This is a genomic window from Dyella terrae, from assembly GCF_022394535.1.
In the GTDB taxonomy this organism is placed as follows: Bacteria; Pseudomonadota; Gammaproteobacteria; order Xanthomonadales; family Rhodanobacteraceae; genus Dyella.
The window spans coordinates 3544056-3561818 of the sequence record NZ_CP089414.1 but is presented as its reverse complement, the minus strand read 5'-3'; the positions used below and the strand labels follow the sequence as shown (position 1 = coordinate 3561818).

General features: G+C 62.8%; 19 protein-coding genes. 11 read left to right on the top strand and 8 right to left on the bottom strand.

From position 1 onward, the window contains the following. Nucleotides 1-41 precede the first annotated feature (41 nt). Nucleotides 42-1748: an ArnT family glycosyltransferase gene (locus tag DYST_RS15565; RefSeq protein WP_239946533.1), complete on the top strand. Its 1707-nt coding sequence runs from the start codon at nucleotides 42-44 to the stop codon at nucleotides 1746-1748. Beyond that, complete coding sequence (locus DYST_RS15560; RefSeq protein ID WP_239946532.1) at nucleotides 1745-2065, top strand: hypothetical protein; 321 nt, start codon at nucleotides 1745-1747, stop codon at nucleotides 2063-2065. Before DYST_RS15565 ends, DYST_RS15560 begins: the two co-directional genes overlap by 4 nt. An 18-nt stretch (nucleotides 2066-2083) precedes the next feature. Here DYST_RS15560 and DYST_RS15555 read toward each other — a convergent pair whose 3' ends face one another. Together DYST_RS15555 and DYST_RS15550 are read right to left on the bottom strand one after the other, a co-directional pair. Further along, the gene (locus tag DYST_RS15555) at nucleotides 2084-2578 is read right to left on the bottom strand and encodes a hypothetical protein (protein ID WP_239946531.1); all 495 of its coding nucleotides are present in this window, start codon (nucleotides 2576-2578) and stop codon (nucleotides 2084-2086) included. Nucleotides 2579-2734: 156 nt separating this feature from the next. Then, nucleotides 2735-3616: a lipid A biosynthesis acyltransferase gene (locus tag DYST_RS15550; protein WP_239946530.1), complete on the bottom strand. Its 882-nt coding sequence runs from the start codon at nucleotides 3614-3616 to the stop codon at nucleotides 2735-2737. 139 nt (nucleotides 3617-3755) lie between these two features. On the opposite strand from DYST_RS15550, the gene dtd reads away from it, so the two are divergent. Both dtd and rpoD read left to right on the top strand, forming a co-directional pair. Then, a complete protein-coding gene (gene dtd / locus DYST_RS15545; RefSeq protein ID WP_239946529.1) occupies nucleotides 3756-4196 on the top strand; it encodes a D-aminoacyl-tRNA deacylase in 441 nt (146 codons plus the stop codon). A gap of 166 nt (nucleotides 4197-4362) precedes the next feature. Next, on the top strand, nucleotides 4363-6225 hold the full coding sequence (gene rpoD / locus DYST_RS15540; protein ID WP_102301646.1) for an RNA polymerase sigma factor RpoD: 1863 nt from the start codon (nucleotides 4363-4365) through the stop codon (nucleotides 6223-6225). A 107-nt stretch (nucleotides 6226-6332) separates the two neighbouring features. Here the strand turns inward: rpoD and DYST_RS15535 are convergent, their stop codons facing one another. The 5 genes from DYST_RS15535 to ftrA all read right to left on the bottom strand — a co-directional run bounded on the left by DYST_RS15535 (nucleotide 6333) and on the right by ftrA (nucleotide 10847). Further along, nucleotides 6333-6707 (bottom strand): nuclear transport factor 2 family protein, encoded by a 375-nt coding sequence (locus tag DYST_RS15535; protein WP_239946528.1) that lies wholly within the window; start codon nucleotides 6705-6707, stop codon nucleotides 6333-6335. A 96-nt stretch (nucleotides 6708-6803) separates the two neighbouring features. Next, nucleotides 6804-8408, bottom strand: a complete 1605-nt coding sequence (locus tag DYST_RS15530; RefSeq protein ID WP_239946527.1) for a S10 family peptidase — start codon at nucleotides 8406-8408, stop codon at nucleotides 6804-6806. 109 nt (nucleotides 8409-8517) lie between these two features. Further along, on the bottom strand, nucleotides 8518-8898 hold the full coding sequence (locus DYST_RS15525; protein ID WP_102301643.1) for a DUF1090 domain-containing protein: 381 nt from the start codon (nucleotides 8896-8898) through the stop codon (nucleotides 8518-8520). A gap of 70 nt (nucleotides 8899-8968) precedes the next feature. Continuing rightward, nucleotides 8969-9826 carry an EamA/RhaT family transporter gene (locus DYST_RS15520; protein ID WP_239946526.1) on the bottom strand — a complete coding sequence of 286 codons (858 nt, stop codon included), beginning with the start codon at nucleotides 9824-9826 and terminating at the stop codon, nucleotides 8969-8971. Nucleotides 9827-9911: 85 nt separating this feature from the next. Further along, nucleotides 9912-10847, bottom strand: a complete 936-nt coding sequence (gene ftrA, locus DYST_RS15515) for a transcriptional regulator FtrA (protein ID WP_239946525.1) — start codon at nucleotides 10845-10847, stop codon at nucleotides 9912-9914. 132 nt (nucleotides 10848-10979) lie between these two features. On the opposite strand from ftrA, the gene DYST_RS15510 reads away from it, so the two are divergent. The 3 genes from DYST_RS15510 to DYST_RS15500 all read left to right on the top strand — a co-directional run bounded on the left by DYST_RS15510 (nucleotide 10980) and on the right by DYST_RS15500 (nucleotide 12209). Next, the gene (locus DYST_RS15510; RefSeq protein ID WP_239946524.1) at nucleotides 10980-11372 is read left to right on the top strand and encodes a rhodanese-like domain-containing protein; all 393 of its coding nucleotides are present in this window, start codon (nucleotides 10980-10982) and stop codon (nucleotides 11370-11372) included. Nucleotide 11373: 1 nt separating this feature from the next. Continuing rightward, complete coding sequence (locus DYST_RS15505; protein ID WP_239946523.1) at nucleotides 11374-11838, top strand: GNAT family N-acetyltransferase; 465 nt, start codon at nucleotides 11374-11376, stop codon at nucleotides 11836-11838. A 65-nt stretch (nucleotides 11839-11903) separates the two neighbouring features. After that, on the top strand, nucleotides 11904-12209 hold the full coding sequence (locus DYST_RS15500) for a DUF1272 domain-containing protein (RefSeq protein WP_239946522.1): 306 nt from the start codon (nucleotides 11904-11906) through the stop codon (nucleotides 12207-12209). A 30-nt stretch (nucleotides 12210-12239) separates the two neighbouring features. Here DYST_RS15500 and DYST_RS15495 read toward each other — a convergent pair whose 3' ends face one another. Next, nucleotides 12240-13565, bottom strand: a complete 1326-nt coding sequence (locus DYST_RS15495) for an MFS transporter (RefSeq protein WP_102301637.1) — start codon at nucleotides 13563-13565, stop codon at nucleotides 12240-12242. Between the two features lie 142 nt (nucleotides 13566-13707). On the opposite strand from DYST_RS15495, the gene cyoA reads away from it, so the two are divergent. From cyoA to cyoD, 4 genes are read left to right on the top strand one after another with little or no spacing between them, the layout of a single operon-like run. After that, nucleotides 13708-14685, top strand: coding sequence for a ubiquinol oxidase subunit II (gene cyoA, locus DYST_RS15490; protein ID WP_233202289.1), 978 nt, complete (start codon nucleotides 13708-13710; stop codon nucleotides 14683-14685). 54 nt (nucleotides 14686-14739) lie between these two features. After that, entirely contained in the window at nucleotides 14740-16713 is a 1974-nt protein-coding gene (cyoB, locus tag DYST_RS15485) for a cytochrome o ubiquinol oxidase subunit I (RefSeq protein ID WP_199178891.1), read from the top strand. Next, on the top strand, nucleotides 16706-17341 hold the full coding sequence (cyoC, locus tag DYST_RS15480; protein WP_102301636.1) for a cytochrome o ubiquinol oxidase subunit III: 636 nt from the start codon (nucleotides 16706-16708) through the stop codon (nucleotides 17339-17341). Before cyoB ends, cyoC begins: the two co-directional genes overlap by 8 nt. Beyond that, entirely contained in the window at nucleotides 17338-17730 is a 393-nt protein-coding gene (cyoD, locus tag DYST_RS15475; RefSeq protein WP_102301635.1) for a cytochrome o ubiquinol oxidase subunit IV, read from the top strand. Before cyoC ends, cyoD begins: the two co-directional genes overlap by 4 nt. The last annotated feature ends 33 nt before the right edge of the window (nucleotides 17731-17763 follow it).

The following is a 17763-nucleotide window of genomic DNA, read 5'->3' as shown; positions in this document are numbered from 1 at the left end:
TCGGGATAGAATCCGTCTCAATCCCATCAAGAAGACTGCCCGTGGCATCCAGCAGCTATAGCCGCTCCGAACACCTGCGCTCCCTCTGGCCCTGGCTGCCACTGTGGACGCTGGTCGCCCTGCTGGCGATCTTCTCGCATGGCCCCATGCCGCTTTACTCCACGCGCACCCTCGCGGTGGCGTGGGAGATGTTCAACCATCATTACTGGCTGGTGCCACACATCAATGGCGCGCCTTACAGCGAAAAGGTGCCGCTGCTTTTCTGGCTGATCCACGCTGGCTGGTTTGTGTTCGGCGTGAACGACGTGTGGCCGCGTGTGCTCGAGGTGATCTTCGGCGGTGCGCAGCTGGTGCTGGTGTCCGTGCTTGCCCAGCGTCTGTTTCCGAACCGTCCGTGGGTAGCCAAGGGTGCGCCGTGGATGCTGTTGGCGCTGGGTTACGCGTTCCTGTTCGGCCTGCAGATCATGTACGAGGTGATGCTGGCCGTATGGGTGCTGGCCGCCCTGCTGTGCCTGACACCCAAGCCGCAACGCGCCGAGCCGCGCTGGGTGCTGTTCGGCTTGTGCGTGGGCGCAGGCCTGCTGACCAAGGGCCCGGTGATGTTCCTGCATGTGGCCTTCCCGTTCCTGCTGGGTCCGCTGTGGAATGACTGGGCCCGCGATAACCGCGTGCGCTGGTATGCGCGCGGCGTGGGCGCGCTGCTGCTGGGCGGCGCACTGCTGCTGGCGTGGGCGCTGCCGGCGGGCTTCAGCGGTGGCGAGGCGTATCGCCAACGCCTGTTCTTCACCCAGACCGCCGGTCGCGTGGTGAATGCGTTCGACCACGCCCGCCCGTTCTGGTGGTACCTGCCGGTGATCCCGGCGCTGCTGTTCCCCTTCAGCGGTTGGCCGCGTGCATGGGCCGCGCTGATTACCCTGCGTCGGCCGCTCGATGCCGGACTGCGCTTTGCGCTGTGCTGGCTGGTGCCGGTGATGGTGGTGTTCTCCTTCATCAGCGGGAAGCAGCTGTACTACCCGCTGCCCGAGTACGCAGGCGCCGCTTTGCTGGTGGCCGGCGCCGTCGCGGTGCTGCGCGACCAACGGCCAGCGCTCGCCAACAACCCATGGCTGGGAACGTGGCCACTGGGCGTGGGCGGCATTTTGTTCGGCATCTTCCTGTTCGTGCTGCCGGTGCTGGTAGCGCACAACGATCTGCACGGCGAGTGGTTCGACACCACGCAGCGCTACAGCCGTTTCTTCAGCGTGGTGTTTGTGTTGCTGGGCGCACTGCTGCTCTTGCGCGGCCGCGGCGAGATGCGCCGTCTGGCCTTTGCGGGCTTGGTTGGCACGCTGGCGCTCAATACGCTGTTCACGCTGACCATGTGGCAGAACTTCGACCTGCAGCCGTCGGCCCAGTTGCTGGGCGCAGCCGATGCGGAGAACCGCACCATCGGCATCCTCGGCAACTACGAAGGGCAGTTCCACTTCGCCGGTCGCCTGACTCATTCCATCGATCGCGTGTTCGAGGGTGAGTCGCTACAGGAGTTTGCGCAGGCACATCCCAACGGCCTGATCGTCGAGCACCCGGACAAACTGAGCAACGATTCGCTGCGCTACGCGCTGCTGGTACAGCCGTTCCGCTCTGGCTGGGTGGTGATCTGGCCGGCGACATCACTGGCCGACCTGCGCGCCGGGCGTGTGCCCGCGGAGCCAACGCAGCCAACCCGGGTCTATAAAGTCGACGAGTGGCGCGTCCGCGCCCTGCAATGAACGACGCACTGATCGCCAACCTGCGTGCGCAGTGTGGCGGGCCGCGCGATGGCGCGTTGCTGCGCTTTTCGCTGGGCAACGCGCTGCTCAACACGGGCGATGCCGCCGCGGCGATCCCGGAGCTCCGCCAGGCCGTGGCCTTCGATGCCGGCTATTCCGCCGCCTGGAAGCTGTTGGGGAAGGCCTGCCTCGCCGTCGATGACCGAAGCGGTGCCGCAGACGCGTGGCGCCAAGGCATCAGCGCCGCTCAGGCGCGTGGTGACAAGCAAGCCGAAAAGGAAATGACGGTCTTCCTGAGGCGCCTGGACAAGTCCTGACGCCCGGAAGCCAAGGCGTTAACGCCAGTGGGTATCGATGCTCTGCGCGCCAACGCTGACCTGCAGCCAGTCTTCGGTGTAGTTGTACGCAGTGTCGTCGTTGGTGTTGGTCAATACATCGCGCACCACGCGCACCTCATAACCCGTGTCGTGGTGGCGGATGACCAGATGCGCATTTTCATCGCTGATCTTGATCGCCCCCAGCGTGGTGCGCTTCGCCAGCAAGTGACCGCTACGCAGGTCGACCAGCGCCAGCGTCAACTGCGGAAAGTTCGGACGATCGTCCGTGGCCAGCCACAACAACACCTGCCCCTCACCGGCTGGCGTCGCCACGATGCTGTCGCATCGGTTGTCGGCGTTACCGGTCAACGCCACCGGTAGGTACCAGGCCGGTGGTAGCGCCAGCTTGACCTGTTTGCCGCCAGCGAGGAGCAGCATCACCTGCATGTCGTCGTTGGTGGGGTCCGGGCTGTCGGTGTGGAAACGCAGCCCGAATGCCTGACCGCCCGGCAACGTGCAGTGCGCCTGCCAGTCGGGCGAAGTGGGGGGGCTGCTGGTTCTGGGCCACCGCCGTTGGCAACCAGAGGGCGAGCAAGACGAAGAGCAGTAGTCGCATGATGATCCCTATCGTGGTGACGTCCAAAGATGGAACGCGCGTGCCCTGAAAGATCAATCGTAAGGGCTACGCCACGTATCCGATGAGTAGCGCTTGTAGTGCCACTGGTACTGCGAAAAAGCCAGTTCTACGCAGTTTTCGACGCCCTGATTGAGCGCACGGCAAGCCACAGACAAGTCCGCGTCGGCCAGCCCGTCGGGCGCCGGCTGCAGGTGGATGCGGTAACCCTCGCCTCTGGGCAAGCGTTCGGCAAACGCGAACAGCACCGTCGCCCCCGTGCGTGCCGCCAAACGGGGCAGCAGCACCATGGTCAGGGCGTTCTGTCCGAAGAACGGGGCAACCTCGCCCTCGCCGGCGCGCGGCTTCTGGTCCGGCAGGATGCCTACCGTGCCGCCAGCCGCCAGCCGCTTGTACAACGTGCGCACACCGGCACCCTCGGCACGTACCTGCTCGGGCGCCAGCGCGCCGCGCGCCTTGCGCAGCAGGCCCTCGATCGCGGCGATGCGCGGCGGGCGATACAGGATGGCCATCGACGTCTTGCGGCACAGCCAGTAATTGAGCAATTCCCAGCAGCCCAGGTGTGGCGCAGCGATGATCACGCCTTTGCCGGAGGCCAGCGCGGCATCGAACAGCGCCTCGCCACGCACCTCGCGCACCATGTCCAGCGCGCGCTCGGCATCGTTACCCCAGATCTTGGCGATCTCGGTGGCCGAACGGCCGCTGTCTTCCATCACCTGACGGAGCAGGGCAGCGTGCGCGCCTTCATCCAGCGATGGTCGCACCAGCTTCAGATTGACCGAGGTGGTGTGCGCCGTACCGCTGCGTAGCGCCAGCGAAAGACGGCCGATGCCGGCACCGAGCGCGTGCAGCGCGCGCAGGGGCAGCAATCCGAACAGGCGCAGGAGAAGGTAGAGGAGGTAGATATCGGGTCGCATGAGCGACGCAGTGTAACCGCCTGTGGAGGGGCTTCACGGGTCAACGACAAGCCGCCTGTTTTCGTTTCCCGCTCTGAACGCTACCGCCCCCCGGCGGCGAGGTCCTAAGCTTCCGCCCCCTTTAGCCGTTACCGATTCCATGATCGCCCTGATCCAGCGCGTACTGTCCGCTCGTGTTGATGTCGAAAACACCACCGTGGGTGCCATCGGGCCCGGCCTGCTGGCACTGGTCGCCGTGCAGCCCGGCGACGACGAGGCGCGCACCAAGCGCATGCTGGAACGCTTGCTCGGCTACCGCGTGTTTGCCGACGAGCAGGGCCGCATGAACCGTTCCCTGGCCGACACGGGCGGCGAGCTGCTGCTGGTCAGCCAGTTCACCCTGGCGGCAGACACGCGCTCGGGCATGCGCCCCAGCTTCACCAGCGCGGCGACGCCAGAAGAAGGCCGCCGCTGGTTCGATCGATTGGTCGAATTGGCCCGGGCAGCGCACCCCAGGGTGGAAATCGGGCGCTTCGGTGCCCATATGCAGGTGCATCTGGTCAACGACGGCCCGGTCACCTTCTGGCTGGAGACTCCATGATCGTCATTTGCCTCGGCGCATACCGGCCAACTTCGACAAAATCACCGGAAGATCCGGATTTGGCGCGATTTTTGCGTACCTATCTTCCTCGTTCCCTTACTTGAAAACTGGTCAAAAAAGCATCACATGGGTATACTGATCGGTTCCTGCATACGCGGCGGTAGGTATGAATAGCAAAGCTCCTGAGCAACAGTCTGAAATCAAGGCGCTCATCTCCAAGGGTCTGGAGCAGGGCTACCTGACCTACGCCGAGATCAACGACCACCTGCCCGACGACATCGTCGATCCGGAGCAGATCGAAGACATCATGGCGGTGCTCAAGGGCGTCGGCATTGAAGTGCACGACGCCGCGCCGGATTCCGATCCGCTGTCGGACAACGCGCCCGGCGCGTCCACCGACGATGAAGCCGCCGCGGAAGAAGCCGTGGCGCTGCTCTCGGCGGTCGACTCCGAAGTGGGTCGCACCACCGATCCCGTCCGCATGTACATGCGTGAGATGGGCACGGTCGAGCTGCTGACCCGCGAGGGCGAAATCGCCATCGCCAAGCGCATCGAAGAAGGCCTGGGCCAGGTCCAGACCGCTTTGGCCAGCTTCCCGCTGACCATCGAGCTGCTGCTTGAGGAATACGACCAGCACCTGGATGGCAAGCGCCGCCTGAGCGAAATCCTGGCCGGCTTCGCCGACCTGGAAGAGGCCGCCGACGCGGCCCAGGCAGCCGCGGCCGATGCCGAGGTGGATGACGCCGCCGCCGAAGGCGAAGAAGAAGAAACCGAAGAGGGCGCGACCGAGGAAGAGGAAGCCGGTCCGACCGGTCCCGATCCGGAAGAGGTCAAGCGCCGCATGGAACTGCTGCGCGACTACTACGGCAAGTTCCAGAAGGCGGCCCCCAAGGCCACCGATATCAGCGACAAGAAGGTCACCAAGCTGCGCGACCAGATGGCTGAGGAGTTCCTCAAGCTCAAGCTGCCGTCCGCGCTGATCGACAGCTTCGTGCGCAAGCTGCGCGACGTGGTCAACGACATCCGTCACCACGAGCGCGTGCTGATGGACATCTTCGTCAAGCACGTGAAGATGCCCAAGGCTGAGTTCCTCAAGACGTTCCCGAGCAACGAGGGCAACCTCGAGTGGGCGAACGAGCTGGGTCGCAAGCGCCAGAAGTGGTCGCCCAACATCAAGCCGTTCAAGGAAGTGATCGACGCCGAGCAGGACAAGCTCGGCTCCATCGAGCGCAAGCTGTTCCTGCCGCTGACCGACATCAAGGAAATCAACCGCACGATGTCGATCGGCGAGGCCAAGGCCCGTCGCGCGAAGAAGGAAATGGTCGAGGCCAACCTGCGTCTCGTCATCTCCATCGCCAAGAAGTACACCAACCGCGGCCTGCAGTTCCTCGACCTGATCCAGGAAGGCAACATCGGCCTGATGAAGGCCGTGGACAAGTTCGAATACCGCCGCGGCTACAAGTTCTCCACGTACGCCACGTGGTGGATCCGCCAGGCCATTACCCGCTCGATCGCCGACCAGGCGCGCACCATCCGTATCCCGGTGCACATGATCGAGACGATCAACAAGTTGAACCGCATTTCCCGCCAGATGCTGCAGCAGTTCGGCCGTGAGCCGACGCCGGAAGAGCTGGCCAAGGAAATGGATATGCCTGAGGACAAGATCCGCAAGGTGCTGAAGATCGCGAAGGAACCGATCTCGATGGAAACCCCGATCGGCGACGACGAGGATTCCCATCTGGGCGATTTCATCGAGGACTCCAACGCGGCCTCGCCGATCGAGTCGGCCACGGAAACGGGCCTGATGGAAACGGTGCGCGACGTGCTCGCCGGCCTCACCCCGCGTGAAGCGAAGGTGCTGCGCATGCGCTTCGGCATCGACATGAACACCGACCACACGCTGGAAGAAGTGGGCAAGCAGTTCGACGTGACGCGCGAGCGCATCCGTCAGATCGAGGCCAAGGCCCTGCGCAAGCTGCGCCATCCGAGCCGCTCGGAGCAGCTCCGCTCGTTCCTCGATATCGACTAAGCACTACGCTGGTGCAAGTTGCATGGAGCCCCGCGAAAGCGGGGCTTTTTGTTTGCATCGCCCGCGTCGCCCTGCGGCTTGGTCCGCTCGACGACGTTGTGTCGTGGCTAACCGCCAGCGTCGTAGAAAAACTGCTCGCTGACGATCTTGTCGTCCTTGACGTGATAGACGCAGATCTCCGTCATGGTCACGCGACCGTACTCCTTCATCGTCACGTCCATCGTCATGATCACGCTGAACCAGTTGCCGGCGATGAGCGGTTCGGTGACCTCGAGGCCATGCATCTGCACGACGCTGGCTTGGAATCGCTTGCCCTTCTCCAGGATGGCCTCGAGACCGCTCACGTTGCCCAAGGGGCCATTCGCCATGGCGGCGGGTTCGATGCTCACCGCGTCCTTGGCATACAACTCGTGCTGCGCTTCTTCAAACTGACCGTGGCGACACATGGCCACAAGGCGTTTGGCGACGGCTTCGGTGCTCATACGGAACCTCCGGCTGGCGAGGGTCGCGAGCGTAGCGCTGGCTGCGGTATGCAGGCGTGAAGGTGCGCCGCAACCGGCGCACCTCCGTTGCCATCATCAATGCTTGCCGACGTTGTCGGTGTCCTCGATAAACCGCGCCACGTTGTCATGCAGTTTCTTCAAGGAATCTTCGTGGGCATACACCATGTGACCCGACGGATACCACGCGTAGGAGATGTTCTTCTCCAAGTTCGCCGGAATCGGCATGTGATGCATCTCGTAGTCGGCTGCGAAGTAAGGCGTGGCGAGATCGTAGTAACCACCGTTGAGCGAGACGCGCAGCCCCGGGTTGGTCTTCATCGCGGTGGCGAGGTCCGGCATCACGTTGGTCGACTGCTGCAGTGCCTCGGTCGAGCCCGGTGCTTTGTGTGCGAAATCCCAATGATCGATGTCCGCGAAAAGACGATAGGTCTGCCCCTCGCCGAACTTCAACTGGCGACGCACGTAGTCGTTGAACGCTGCCACGTAGGCGGAACTGATCGCGGACGACTGCGGGTCGTACTCGGACGATTTGCTCAGTGGATCCAATGAGGGTCCGGAGAAGCGCGAGTCCAGACGGCCCGTCGTGATGTCGCCATCGGCTTGCAGCTCATGTTCGAACATGCCGCCGTCCACGCGCAGGTTCGCCTTGAGCAGATAAGCCACCGGAAGGCCCGTGTACTGATGCAACTTCTGCGCAACGGCCTGCTTGCGCGCCTCGTCGAGGTGAGTGCCCTGCATCAACGCGGAGGCGTACTCACCCATGGCGTACTGCTCCACTTCGCTCAGGAACGGCTCCAGCGCCGCTGGCTGCTGCGGCAACTTGTGGTGGTAGTAAGCGGTGGCGGCAAACGTGGGCAGGCCCACCACGTACGGCAGGTCCACGCCGGGGTTGTTGCCCGCGCCGTCGATGCTGGTGTCGAAATTGAGGATCTGCGACAGCAGGATCACACCGTTGAGGTCGACGCTGTCCTCGTTCTCCAGAATGTTGGCCACCACCGCCGAACGCGTGGTGCCGTAGCTTTCGCCGAACAGATACTTGGGCGAGTTCCAGCGGTTGTACTTGGACAGGAACTGGGTGATGAACTGCGCGAAAGCGTGACCGTCACCATCCACGCTGTAGACGGTCTTCTTGCGGTCCTTCATCTGCTCTTCGCGCTTACCCTTGTCGGCGTCATCCGCGATCAGGCGGCTGAAGCCCGCTCCTGGGGCATCGATGAACACGATATCCGTGGCGTCCAGCAGGCTGTAGTCGTTGTTCACCAGACCATAGGGCGCGGCCGGGGTGTGTGAATCGTCACTGGTCACCACGCGCTTGGGGCCGAATGCGCCCATGTGCAGCCACACCGTGGCCGAACCCGGGCCACCGTTGTAGATAAACGTGATCGGTCGCTTGCCGGGCTCCACGCCTTTCTTGAAGTAGGCGGCGTAGAACATGCTGATCTGCGGCTCGCTCTCCTTGTCGCCGCTACCGTGCAGCACCAAGGTGCCCGCCACGGCCTTGTAGTCGATGCTTTTGCCTTCCACCTTCACCGTGCCCGACGTCTCCGACGATTGCGGCTTGAGCAGTGCGGCGTCCGGCTTGTCCTCGGGCTTGTCGTTCTTCTCAGGCTTGTCGGCGGCGTAGACGCCGGTGGTGAGCATCAGCGCGGCAATAGACGCGGCGAGGGCGAGCTTGCGCATACGGTGAAACCTCTGGAGCAGGCGCGGTGGCCGAATGCTCCAGCTTAGGCACCGGACTCGATGGGTTTCATACGCCAGAAGTCATTGGTTGGGCCTTAAATGCATCCACTTAGGGCGAAGCGCCGACTATCGCCTGCTCCAGCTCGGCATGGGCGTCATCGACCTTGCGTTGGCGGTCGGCGATCTTCTGAGCGCTCTTGCCCTGGTCCTTGGCGTCCTGCAGTTCCTTCTCACGGTCGGCAAGCTTCTGTTGCGCCTTGGCCACCTTCTGCTCGGCATCGCTACGCAGAGCTGCATCGGTGCAATGGGCATTCACCTCGGAAAGGGCCTTCTGAAGGCCTTGTACGCGTGCCGCGTTGCCATGGGCCTGCGCGTAGGTGATTTCTTGCTGGATGGACGCGCGTTTGGCGTCACAACCACCGGACTGAGCGAGGGCGAACAACGGGAACAGGCTCGAACCCAACACCAGCACCCTAACCAAGGTCTTCATAGGAGACTCCGCGTGTCGTGACTCTGAATCAGTTGATCATGCGCCTTTGAGGGGCAAATCGCAGCCGTCGTCAGGCGGCAGCGATCACGCCAATCGCCCCCAACGCCAACAACACCCCCACCGCATTTACCCAGCTCAACCGCTCCCGGAACGCCACCGTTCCCACCAGCGCCCCCAACGCCACCACCCCCAGATTCATGCTGGCAAACACCAACGAAGGATGATCAGGCAAGGCGCGATGCCCGCGCAGGTAGAACACGATATTGCCGAAGTTCGCCGCGCCCAACAGCAGGCCCGCTACCGCGTCGCGCAAGGTGAAGAAGGTGCGATCGTGCCAGCGACGCCACAGCAGGATCGCCAATGACACGACGAAGGCCAGCGCAAACATCGCCTGCAGCGACGCCTCGAACGGCGCACCCGCCACCGCCACGCGCTTGAACAGGATGTCGATGACGCCGAAGCCCACAAACACCACGCAAGGCCACAGCCAGCCGCGCTCGCCCTGGGCAGCGCCCTCCGGCGTGGCACGCCACACCATACACAGCAGCGCTGCCAAGCCCAGCGCAATGCCGACGCCCTTGCCGATACTCAAGGCTTCACCGAACAGCAGGAAAGCGGCCAGCAGCGAAATCAGCAGCGACAATCGCTGCGCAGCATCTGTACGCACAATGCCCGCGCTGCTCACCGAAGCGGCCAGGGCGAGGAAGATCAAGGGCAGCAGCAGGCCGAGCCCGATGAAACCCAGCCAAGGTGCTTGCGGGCTGGTCAGCACCGACAGCGAAGGATGAAACACCATCGCCGTCAGCGCACTGGTGGCGACGTAGTTCCAGGCGATGGCCTGCCCCACGTCGACCGATAACCGTCTGGCAAGCTTCAACAGCACCGAAACCAGTACGCTGCAGACGACGCTCAGCAACACGTAAACCATGAGAAATCCTTGTGGATGACGGACGACGCGCCCCGCCGATATACCGAAGCTTGATGTCAGCCGTCCTGCGGCCGGCCGACCGACGTCATCGCTGGTGGGTAAAGCGCTCGCGATAACGGGCCGGGCTCAACTGCAGTTGCTGGCGAAAATGGTGCCGTAGAGTATCCGTGCTGCCGAATCCGCACACCTGCGCCACGCGATCCATGCCCATGCCGCTACCCTCCAGCAGTTCGCGCGCGCGGCCGAGGCGCTCGCGAATCAGCCATTGTTTGGGCGAGCAGCCCGTGGCTTCCTCGAAGCGCCGCAACAAGGTGCGCTCGCTCATGCGTGCGCGTTCGGCGAGCAGAGCCACGGACTGTGGCTGATCCAGATGACGGCGCATCCAGTCCAGCAGTTTGCCCAAGCCGTCGCCTTGTACGGGCAGCGGGGACTGGATGAATTGCGCTTGCCCGCCATCGCGATGCGCCGGCACCACCGCGCGGCGGGCCACGGTGTTGGCCACATCGGGGCCGTAGTCGCGACGAATCAGGTGCAGGGACAGATCCAGCGCAGCCGCACTGCCCGCCGACGTGAGCAGTTGGCCTTCGTCGACGTAGAGCACGTCGGGTTCGATGTAGATACGCGGATAGCGCTGCGCCAACGCGTCCACATAACGCCAGTGCGTGGTGGCGCGTCGGCCGTCCAGCAAGCCAGTGGCGGCAAGCACGAACACGCCGGAGCAGTACGACAACAGCCGCGCGCCACGGGCATGCGCTGAGCGCAGGGCCTCCAGCAGCGGCTCGGGCGGCGTGGCGTCCACACCACGCCAACCCGGCACGATGATGGTGCCAGCCGTGGCCAGCCCCTCCAGCCCGCCGTCCGCCAGCACGCGCATGCCGCCGGCCGCGCGCATGGGTCCGCGATCGACGGCGCAGAGCCCGAAGTCATACCAGCCGGCCAGCTCTGGTCGCGGCAAGCCGAACATCTCGACGGCGATGCCGAACTCGAACGTGCACAGACCGTCGTATACCAACGCAGCCACTTGCCGATTGGGTGGGCCGGATGGACGTCTGGATCGCTTTGGCGGATTCTTCATGGTGAATGGCATTCTTGCCAATGTTCGCCAGCGGCGCCAGTGCCGATACTGCTGCCACCCAACCACTGGAGCGAACCCATGAACAGCGTGGTGCAACGTGTTCCCGCCGCCAATAGCACTGACTCGCTGGCGCATTTCCAAGCCCGCCTGGGTTTCGAGACCGATTGCGCGGACGTCTATTACGCGACCCATCACGAAACCAAGGATTTCGTGCTGCTCGATGTACGCACGCCCACGCTTTATGCCGCCGGACACGTGCCAGGCGCCATCAATTTGCCCACGCGCATGATCAGCGAACAACGGATGGCCGAGTATCCGGCCGATACCTTGTTCGTCGTGTACTGCGCCGGTCCGCACTGCAACGGTGCCAACAAAGCCGCGGTGAAGCTGGCACAACTGGGGCGGCCGGTGAAGGAGATGATCGGCGGCCTCACCGGATGGATCGACGAAGGCTTCGGCCTGGAACGCTGAGATGATCGCCGACCTCGTCGTTGGGCGCGCCGGCAGCGCGGAAGGCACCACGCTGCTGGCGCTGGGCGCGGAACATGCAGCCTTTGAACACCTCCCTTGCCGGGCCAGCCAGCAGCCATCCGCGCTGACTGCCGCACTCGAAGGCGATTCCCCGCTGCTGTACGCGTGGATAGCCAACCTCGGTGACGAGGCCTTGGGTTACGTCAGCGCCACGCTGGATTTCTCCACGCTGGACGGCGCCCGCTATTTGCACATGGACTGCCTGTACGTTCGTGACGCCTGGCGTGGGCAGGGCGTTGGCCTTCGCCTCTGGCAGGCCGTGCATGCGTTTGCGCAGGCACATCATTGCGCCGCCATCCAATGGCAAACGCCATGGTGGAACGTAGATGCCGCCCGCTTCTATCGACGGCTTGGTGCGAACGAGGCACCCAAACTGCGCTACTGCTTACCGCTGGATCCGGGCTGACGCTCCTGCGCCAGCGATCCTGCAGTGCGATCATGCGGCCTACCTGATGGCAGCCGAGAGCTTTCATGTTGGAACTTCGCCCCACCTGCGAGCAGTGCAACAAGGCGCTGCCACCGGCCTCGACCGAGGCCATGATCTGTACGTTCGAATGCACCTTCTGTAGCGATTGCGTGGAGGCGCTGCAAAACGTCTGCCCCAACTGCGGCGGTGGCTTCGCACCACGCCCCATTCGCCCCGCCCACGCCTGGAGGCCGGGCGTTTCGCTGGTGAATCATCCTGCCATCCGCACAGTCACCCACAAACCGGTCGATCTGACTGCGCATGCCGCCTTCGTCGCACAACTAGGCGGACTGCCACCGGAGCAGCGCTGACGCCCACGCAAGGCATCGAAGGAGAGTGATCTATTCGCGAGCCGCGAGCGCCCGATTGACGCGCAGCGCCAGCAAGGTGCAGATCACGCCCGACAGCAGATAGGCACTCACCGCGACCAGCCCGAACCGCACCGACAAGCCCAATGCCACCAACGGTGCGAATGCTGCGCCGATCAGCCACGCGAAATCCGTGGTGAGTGCAGCGCCCGCATAGCGCAGACGCATATCGAAGTTGGAGGTAACGCTGCCGGCCGCCTGACCGTAAGACAGGCCCAGTCCCCCAAAGCCAAGAATGATGAAGGCATCCTGGCCCAACTTGCCGCCGCCAAGCAGCCAGGGCGTGATGATCGCGAAGATGGCGATCAGCGCCGCCATCAGGCCCAAGGTTGTGCGCCGGCCGATGCGGTCGGCCAGCAAGCCGGAGATGATCATGCCGAGGATGCAGGCGCAGGCACCGATGATCTCCGCCACCAGCACGGCATTCACCGACTGCGATGAACTCAACACGATCCACGACAGCGGGAAGATCGTCACCAGGTGGAATAACGCATAACTCGCCAGTGCGGCGAACGCGCCAATGAAGATGTTGTAGCCCTGCGTGCGCAGCAACTCGACGATGCCGATGGGTTCCAGCTCGCGCTCTTCCATCGCAACGGTGTATTCCTCCGTCACCACCAGGCGCAGGCGCGCAAACAATGCCACCACGTTGATAGCGAACGCCACGAAGAACGGATAGCGCCAACCCCAGTCGATGAAGTCCTCTTCGCTGAGGCTGCTATGCAGAAACAGGAACAGGGCGCCAGCCACCATGAAACCGATGGGCGCGCTGAGCTGGCCGAGCATGGCGTACCAACCACGACGTTGCGGCGGTGTGTTGAGCGCCAGCAAGGAGGGCAGGCCATCCCATGAACCACCTAGCGCAACGCCTTGCAGAATGCGGAACAACACCAGCAAACCAATCGCCCAATCGCCGATCACCTTGTAGCCGGGCAAGAAGGCCATGCCTGCCGTGGCACTGCCGAGCATGAACAAGGCGATGGTCAGCTTGATGCCACGACTCCAGCGACGCTGGAAGCTCATGAATAGCGCGGTGCCAAACGGACGCGCGATGAAGGCCAGTGAAAAGATCGTGAAAGCGTAGAGCATCCCGTCGAGCGGACTCGCAAATGGAAACAGCAGGGACGGAAAGACCAGTACGCAAGAAATGCCGAACACGAAGAAATCGAAGTGTTCGGAGGTTCGTCCGATGATGACGCCGATGGCGATCTCGCCCGGCGCCACCTTCGCATGCGCCTGGATGCGCTCGATGTCCTCTACCGTGTGGCCAGCGCCGTGCTCAGGGAACGTGCTTGACATAGTCATTACTCGGGAAGAGGGAGGATGACGTGGCCACACTATGGCACCACCACGCCTCTCGCGTCACTGGGAATGTTGCCTGTTCCTGTTTCGCGCCGAACGGCGTACCGTTTCCCAAACTGGTCGCGCCGTCGGTATGTCTATGAAGGCTTTCCGTGGACTGCTCGTATCTGTCGCCATCCTGCTTGCGGGTTGCCAATCCGTATTGATGTCGCCATCCGGCGACCTCGCGGTGCAACAGCGCAACTTGATCATCACCTCGACGGTGCTGATGTTGCTGATCATCGTGCCGGTGATCGTGCTCACGCTGCTGTTCGCCTGGCATTTCCGCGCGTCCAACAAGAAGGCCACTTACGATCCCGACTGGGATCACTCCACCATTCTCGAACTGCTGATCTGGGCCGCGCCGCTGCTGATCATCATTGCGCTGGGGGCGATCACCTGGGTCAGCACGCACAAGCTCGATCCCTATCGTCCGCTCGAACGGGTCACCGCCAACCGTCCGGTGCCTGCCGATGCGCGACCGTTGCAGGTCGACGTGGTCGCACTCGACTGGAAGTGGCTGTTCATATACCCGGAGCAAGGCATTGCCACCGTGAACGAGCTTGCCGCGCCGGTGGATCGCCCGATCCAGTTCAAGATCACGGCCTCCACGGTGATGAACTCGTTCTTCATCCCTGCGCTGGCCGGACAAATCTACGCCATGCCCGGCATGGAGACCCAACTACAGGCGGTGATCAACGCGCCCGGCGAATTCAAGGGTTTCTCCGCCAATTACAGCGGCCACGGCTTCTCCGGAATGCACTTCATCTTTCACGGTGTCACCGAAGAAGGTTTCGCGCAGTGGGTGCAGAAGGCCAAGGCGAGCGGCGGCGACCTCAGTCGTGATGCCTACGTGAAACTCGCGCAGCCCAGCGAGAACGACCCGGTGACGTACTACGCCACGGTGGAGCCAGGTCTTTACCGGGCCATCCTCACCAAGTGCGTGGATCCGGAAAGCCCTTCGTGCATGACGCGCATGGACCTGAGCCCGCATGAGACCAGCGATTCCGGCGTCATGCTGCAACCCGCACCGACCAGCGGCATGGACGCCATGGCGAACCAGCCCCACTCCGACTGATCCTTCCCTCCGGTGGTGTCCACGATGCTTGCCCAAACCGACCTAGCCAAGCTGATTTTCGGTCGACTCACGCTGGACTCGTTGCCGCTGCACGAGCCCATCGTGGTGGTGACCTTCGCCGTGGTGGCGGTTGGCGCCCTCGCGGTGCTCGGCGCGATCACCTATTACAAGCTGTGGGGCTATCTGTGGCACGAGTGGTTCACCAGCATCGACCACAAGAAGATCGGCATCATGTACATGATCCTGGGCTTCGTGATGCTGCTGCGCGGCTTCTCGGACGCGATCATGATGCGCGGCCAACAGGCTATCTCTTTCGGCAGCTCGCACGGCTACCTGCCACCCGAGCACTACGATCAGATCTTCACCGCGCACGGCGTGATCATGATCTTCTTCGTCGCCATGCCAATGGTGACGGGCATGATGAATTTTGTAATGCCGCTGCAGATCGGCGCGCGCGACGTGGCGTTCCCGTTTCTCAACAACTTCAGTTTCTGGATGACGGTGGCGGGCGCGATGTTGGTGATGTGCTCGCTATTCATCGGTGAGTTCGCGCGTACCGGCTGGTTGGCCTATCCGCCGTTGTCGGACATCGTGTCGAGTCCTGATGCCGGCGTCGACTACTACATATGGGCCTTGCAGATAGCCGGTGTGGGAACGTTGTTATCGGGCATCAATCTGCTGGTGACCATCGTGAAGATGCGCGCACCGGGCATGACCATCATGAAGATGCCGGTGTTCACCTGGACCGCGCTGTGCACCAACGTGCTGATCGTCGCGGCCTTCCCGGTGCTCACCGCGGTGCTCGCGCTGCTTGCGCTGGATCGCTACGCCGGCACCAACTTCTTCACCACCGAGCTTGGCGGCAACGCCATGATGTACGTGAACCTGATCTGGATCTGGGGCCACCCGGAGGTCTATATCCTGATCCTGCCAGCGTTCGGCATCTTCTCCGAAGTCACCGCCACCTTCAGTCGCAAGCCGCTATTCGGCTACGCGTCGATGGTGTACGCCACGGTGGTCATCACCGTGCTGTCGTATCTGGTGTGGCTGCATCACTTCTTCACGATGGGATCGGGGGCGAGCGTCAACTCGTTCTTTGGCATCACCACGATGATCATCTCGATCCCCACGGGCGCGAAGATCTTCAATTGGCTGTTCACCATGTACCGCGGCCGCGTGGAGTTCGAGCTGCCGATGATGTGGACAGTGGCCTTCATGATCACCTTCGTCATCGGTGGCATGACCGGTGTGCTGCTGGCGGTGCCTCCGGCGGATTTCTCGCTGCACAACAGCCTGTTCCTGATCGCGCACTTCCATAACGTGATCATCGGCGGCGTGCTGTTTGGCCTGTTCGCCGGCATCACTTACTGGTTCCCCAAGGCGTTCGGCTTCCGGCTCGATCCGTTCTGGGGCAAGTGTTCGTTCTGGTTCTGGGTGGTGGGCTTCTATTTCGCCTTCATGCCGCTTTATGTGCTCGGCCTGATGGGCATTACGCGACGCCTCAGCCATTTCGATGATCCATCGCTACAGATCTGGTTCGTAATCGCCGCGTTCGGTGCGTTCCTGATCGCACTGGGGATCGCCTGCAACATCATCCAGTTCGTGGTGAGCTTCAAGAACAAGGAAAAGCTGCGCGACACCACGGGCGACCCCTGGAATGGCCGCACGCTGGAATGGTCCACGTCGTCGCCACCGCCGAAGTACAACTTCGCTTTCACGCCACTGGTCCATGATCACGACGCGTGGTGGATGATGAAGAAATACCACTACCAGCGGCCACTGAGCGGCTTCATGCCGATCCACATGCCACTCAACACGGGAGCCGGATTCATGATGGGCGCCCTGAGTTTCGTGTTTGGCTTCGCCATGATCTGGTACATGTGGCTGCTGGCGGCGGTGTCCTTTATCGCGCTGCTGGCGGTCGCCATTGGCCACACCTTCAACTATCACCGCGACTACTACTTGTCGTCGGATGAAGTGACCCGTACCGAGGCATCCCGAACGGAGCTGCTGGCCAGCCATGTCTGAGATATCTACTACCTTGCCTGCCGGCGGGCCAAAGCAACCGCTGGCCTTCTACGACACCACGGAGCATCACCCGGTCAACGGTACGTTGCTGGGGTTCTGGGTGTATCTGATGAGCGACTGCCTCGTCTTCGCCTGCCTGTTCGCCGCCTATGGCGTGCTGGGTCGCGAATACGCGGGTGGACCCACCGCCCAGGAGGTGCTGGAGCTGCCGGCCGTGGCGGTGAACACCACGCTGCTGCTGCTTTCCTCCATCACCTACGGCTTCTCGGTGCTGGCGATGCAACGCAACCAGCGCAATCCGATGCTGGTGTGGCTGGTGATCACCGGCCTGTTGGGCGCGGGCTTCATCACGCTGGAGTTGCGCGAGTTTGCGCATCTCATCTCGATCGGGGCGGGACCACAGCGCAGCGCGTTCCTTTCCTCGTTCTTCACCCTGGTGGGCACGCACGGCCTGCACGTCACCTGCGGCCTGATCTGGATGGTGGTGCTGATCACGCAGGTGCTGACGAAGGGCCTGACCACTGCCAACAAGCGCCGCCTGCTGTGCCTGTCGATGTTTTGGCACTTCCTCGACGTGGTGTGGGTGGGCGTCTTCAGCTTCGTCTATCTGATGGGGGTACTGCCATGAGTGCGCACGACGAGTTGCACGCCCACGGCGGCGATCACGGCCACGACGAGGAGGACTTCGGCATCCACGCCACCTTTGGTGGTTACATGACGGGCTTCGTGCTGGCGGTGGTGCTCACCGTCATCCCGTTCTGGCTGGTGATGGATCACGTCATTACGAAGTCCAGCACGGCGGCGGTGATCATCCTCACGCTGGCGGCGGTGCAGATCGTGGTGCACATGATCTACTTCCTGCATATGAACGCGAAATCGGAGGGTGGCTGGAACATGCTCGCGCTGGTGTTTACCATCGTGCTGGTGGTCATCACGCTGAGCGGGTCGATCTGGATCATGTATCACCTCAACAGCAACATGATGCCGTCGATGATGGATCCGTCGAATCTCCCCTGACGATCCATATCCCCTCTTTCGATACGTGGTTCC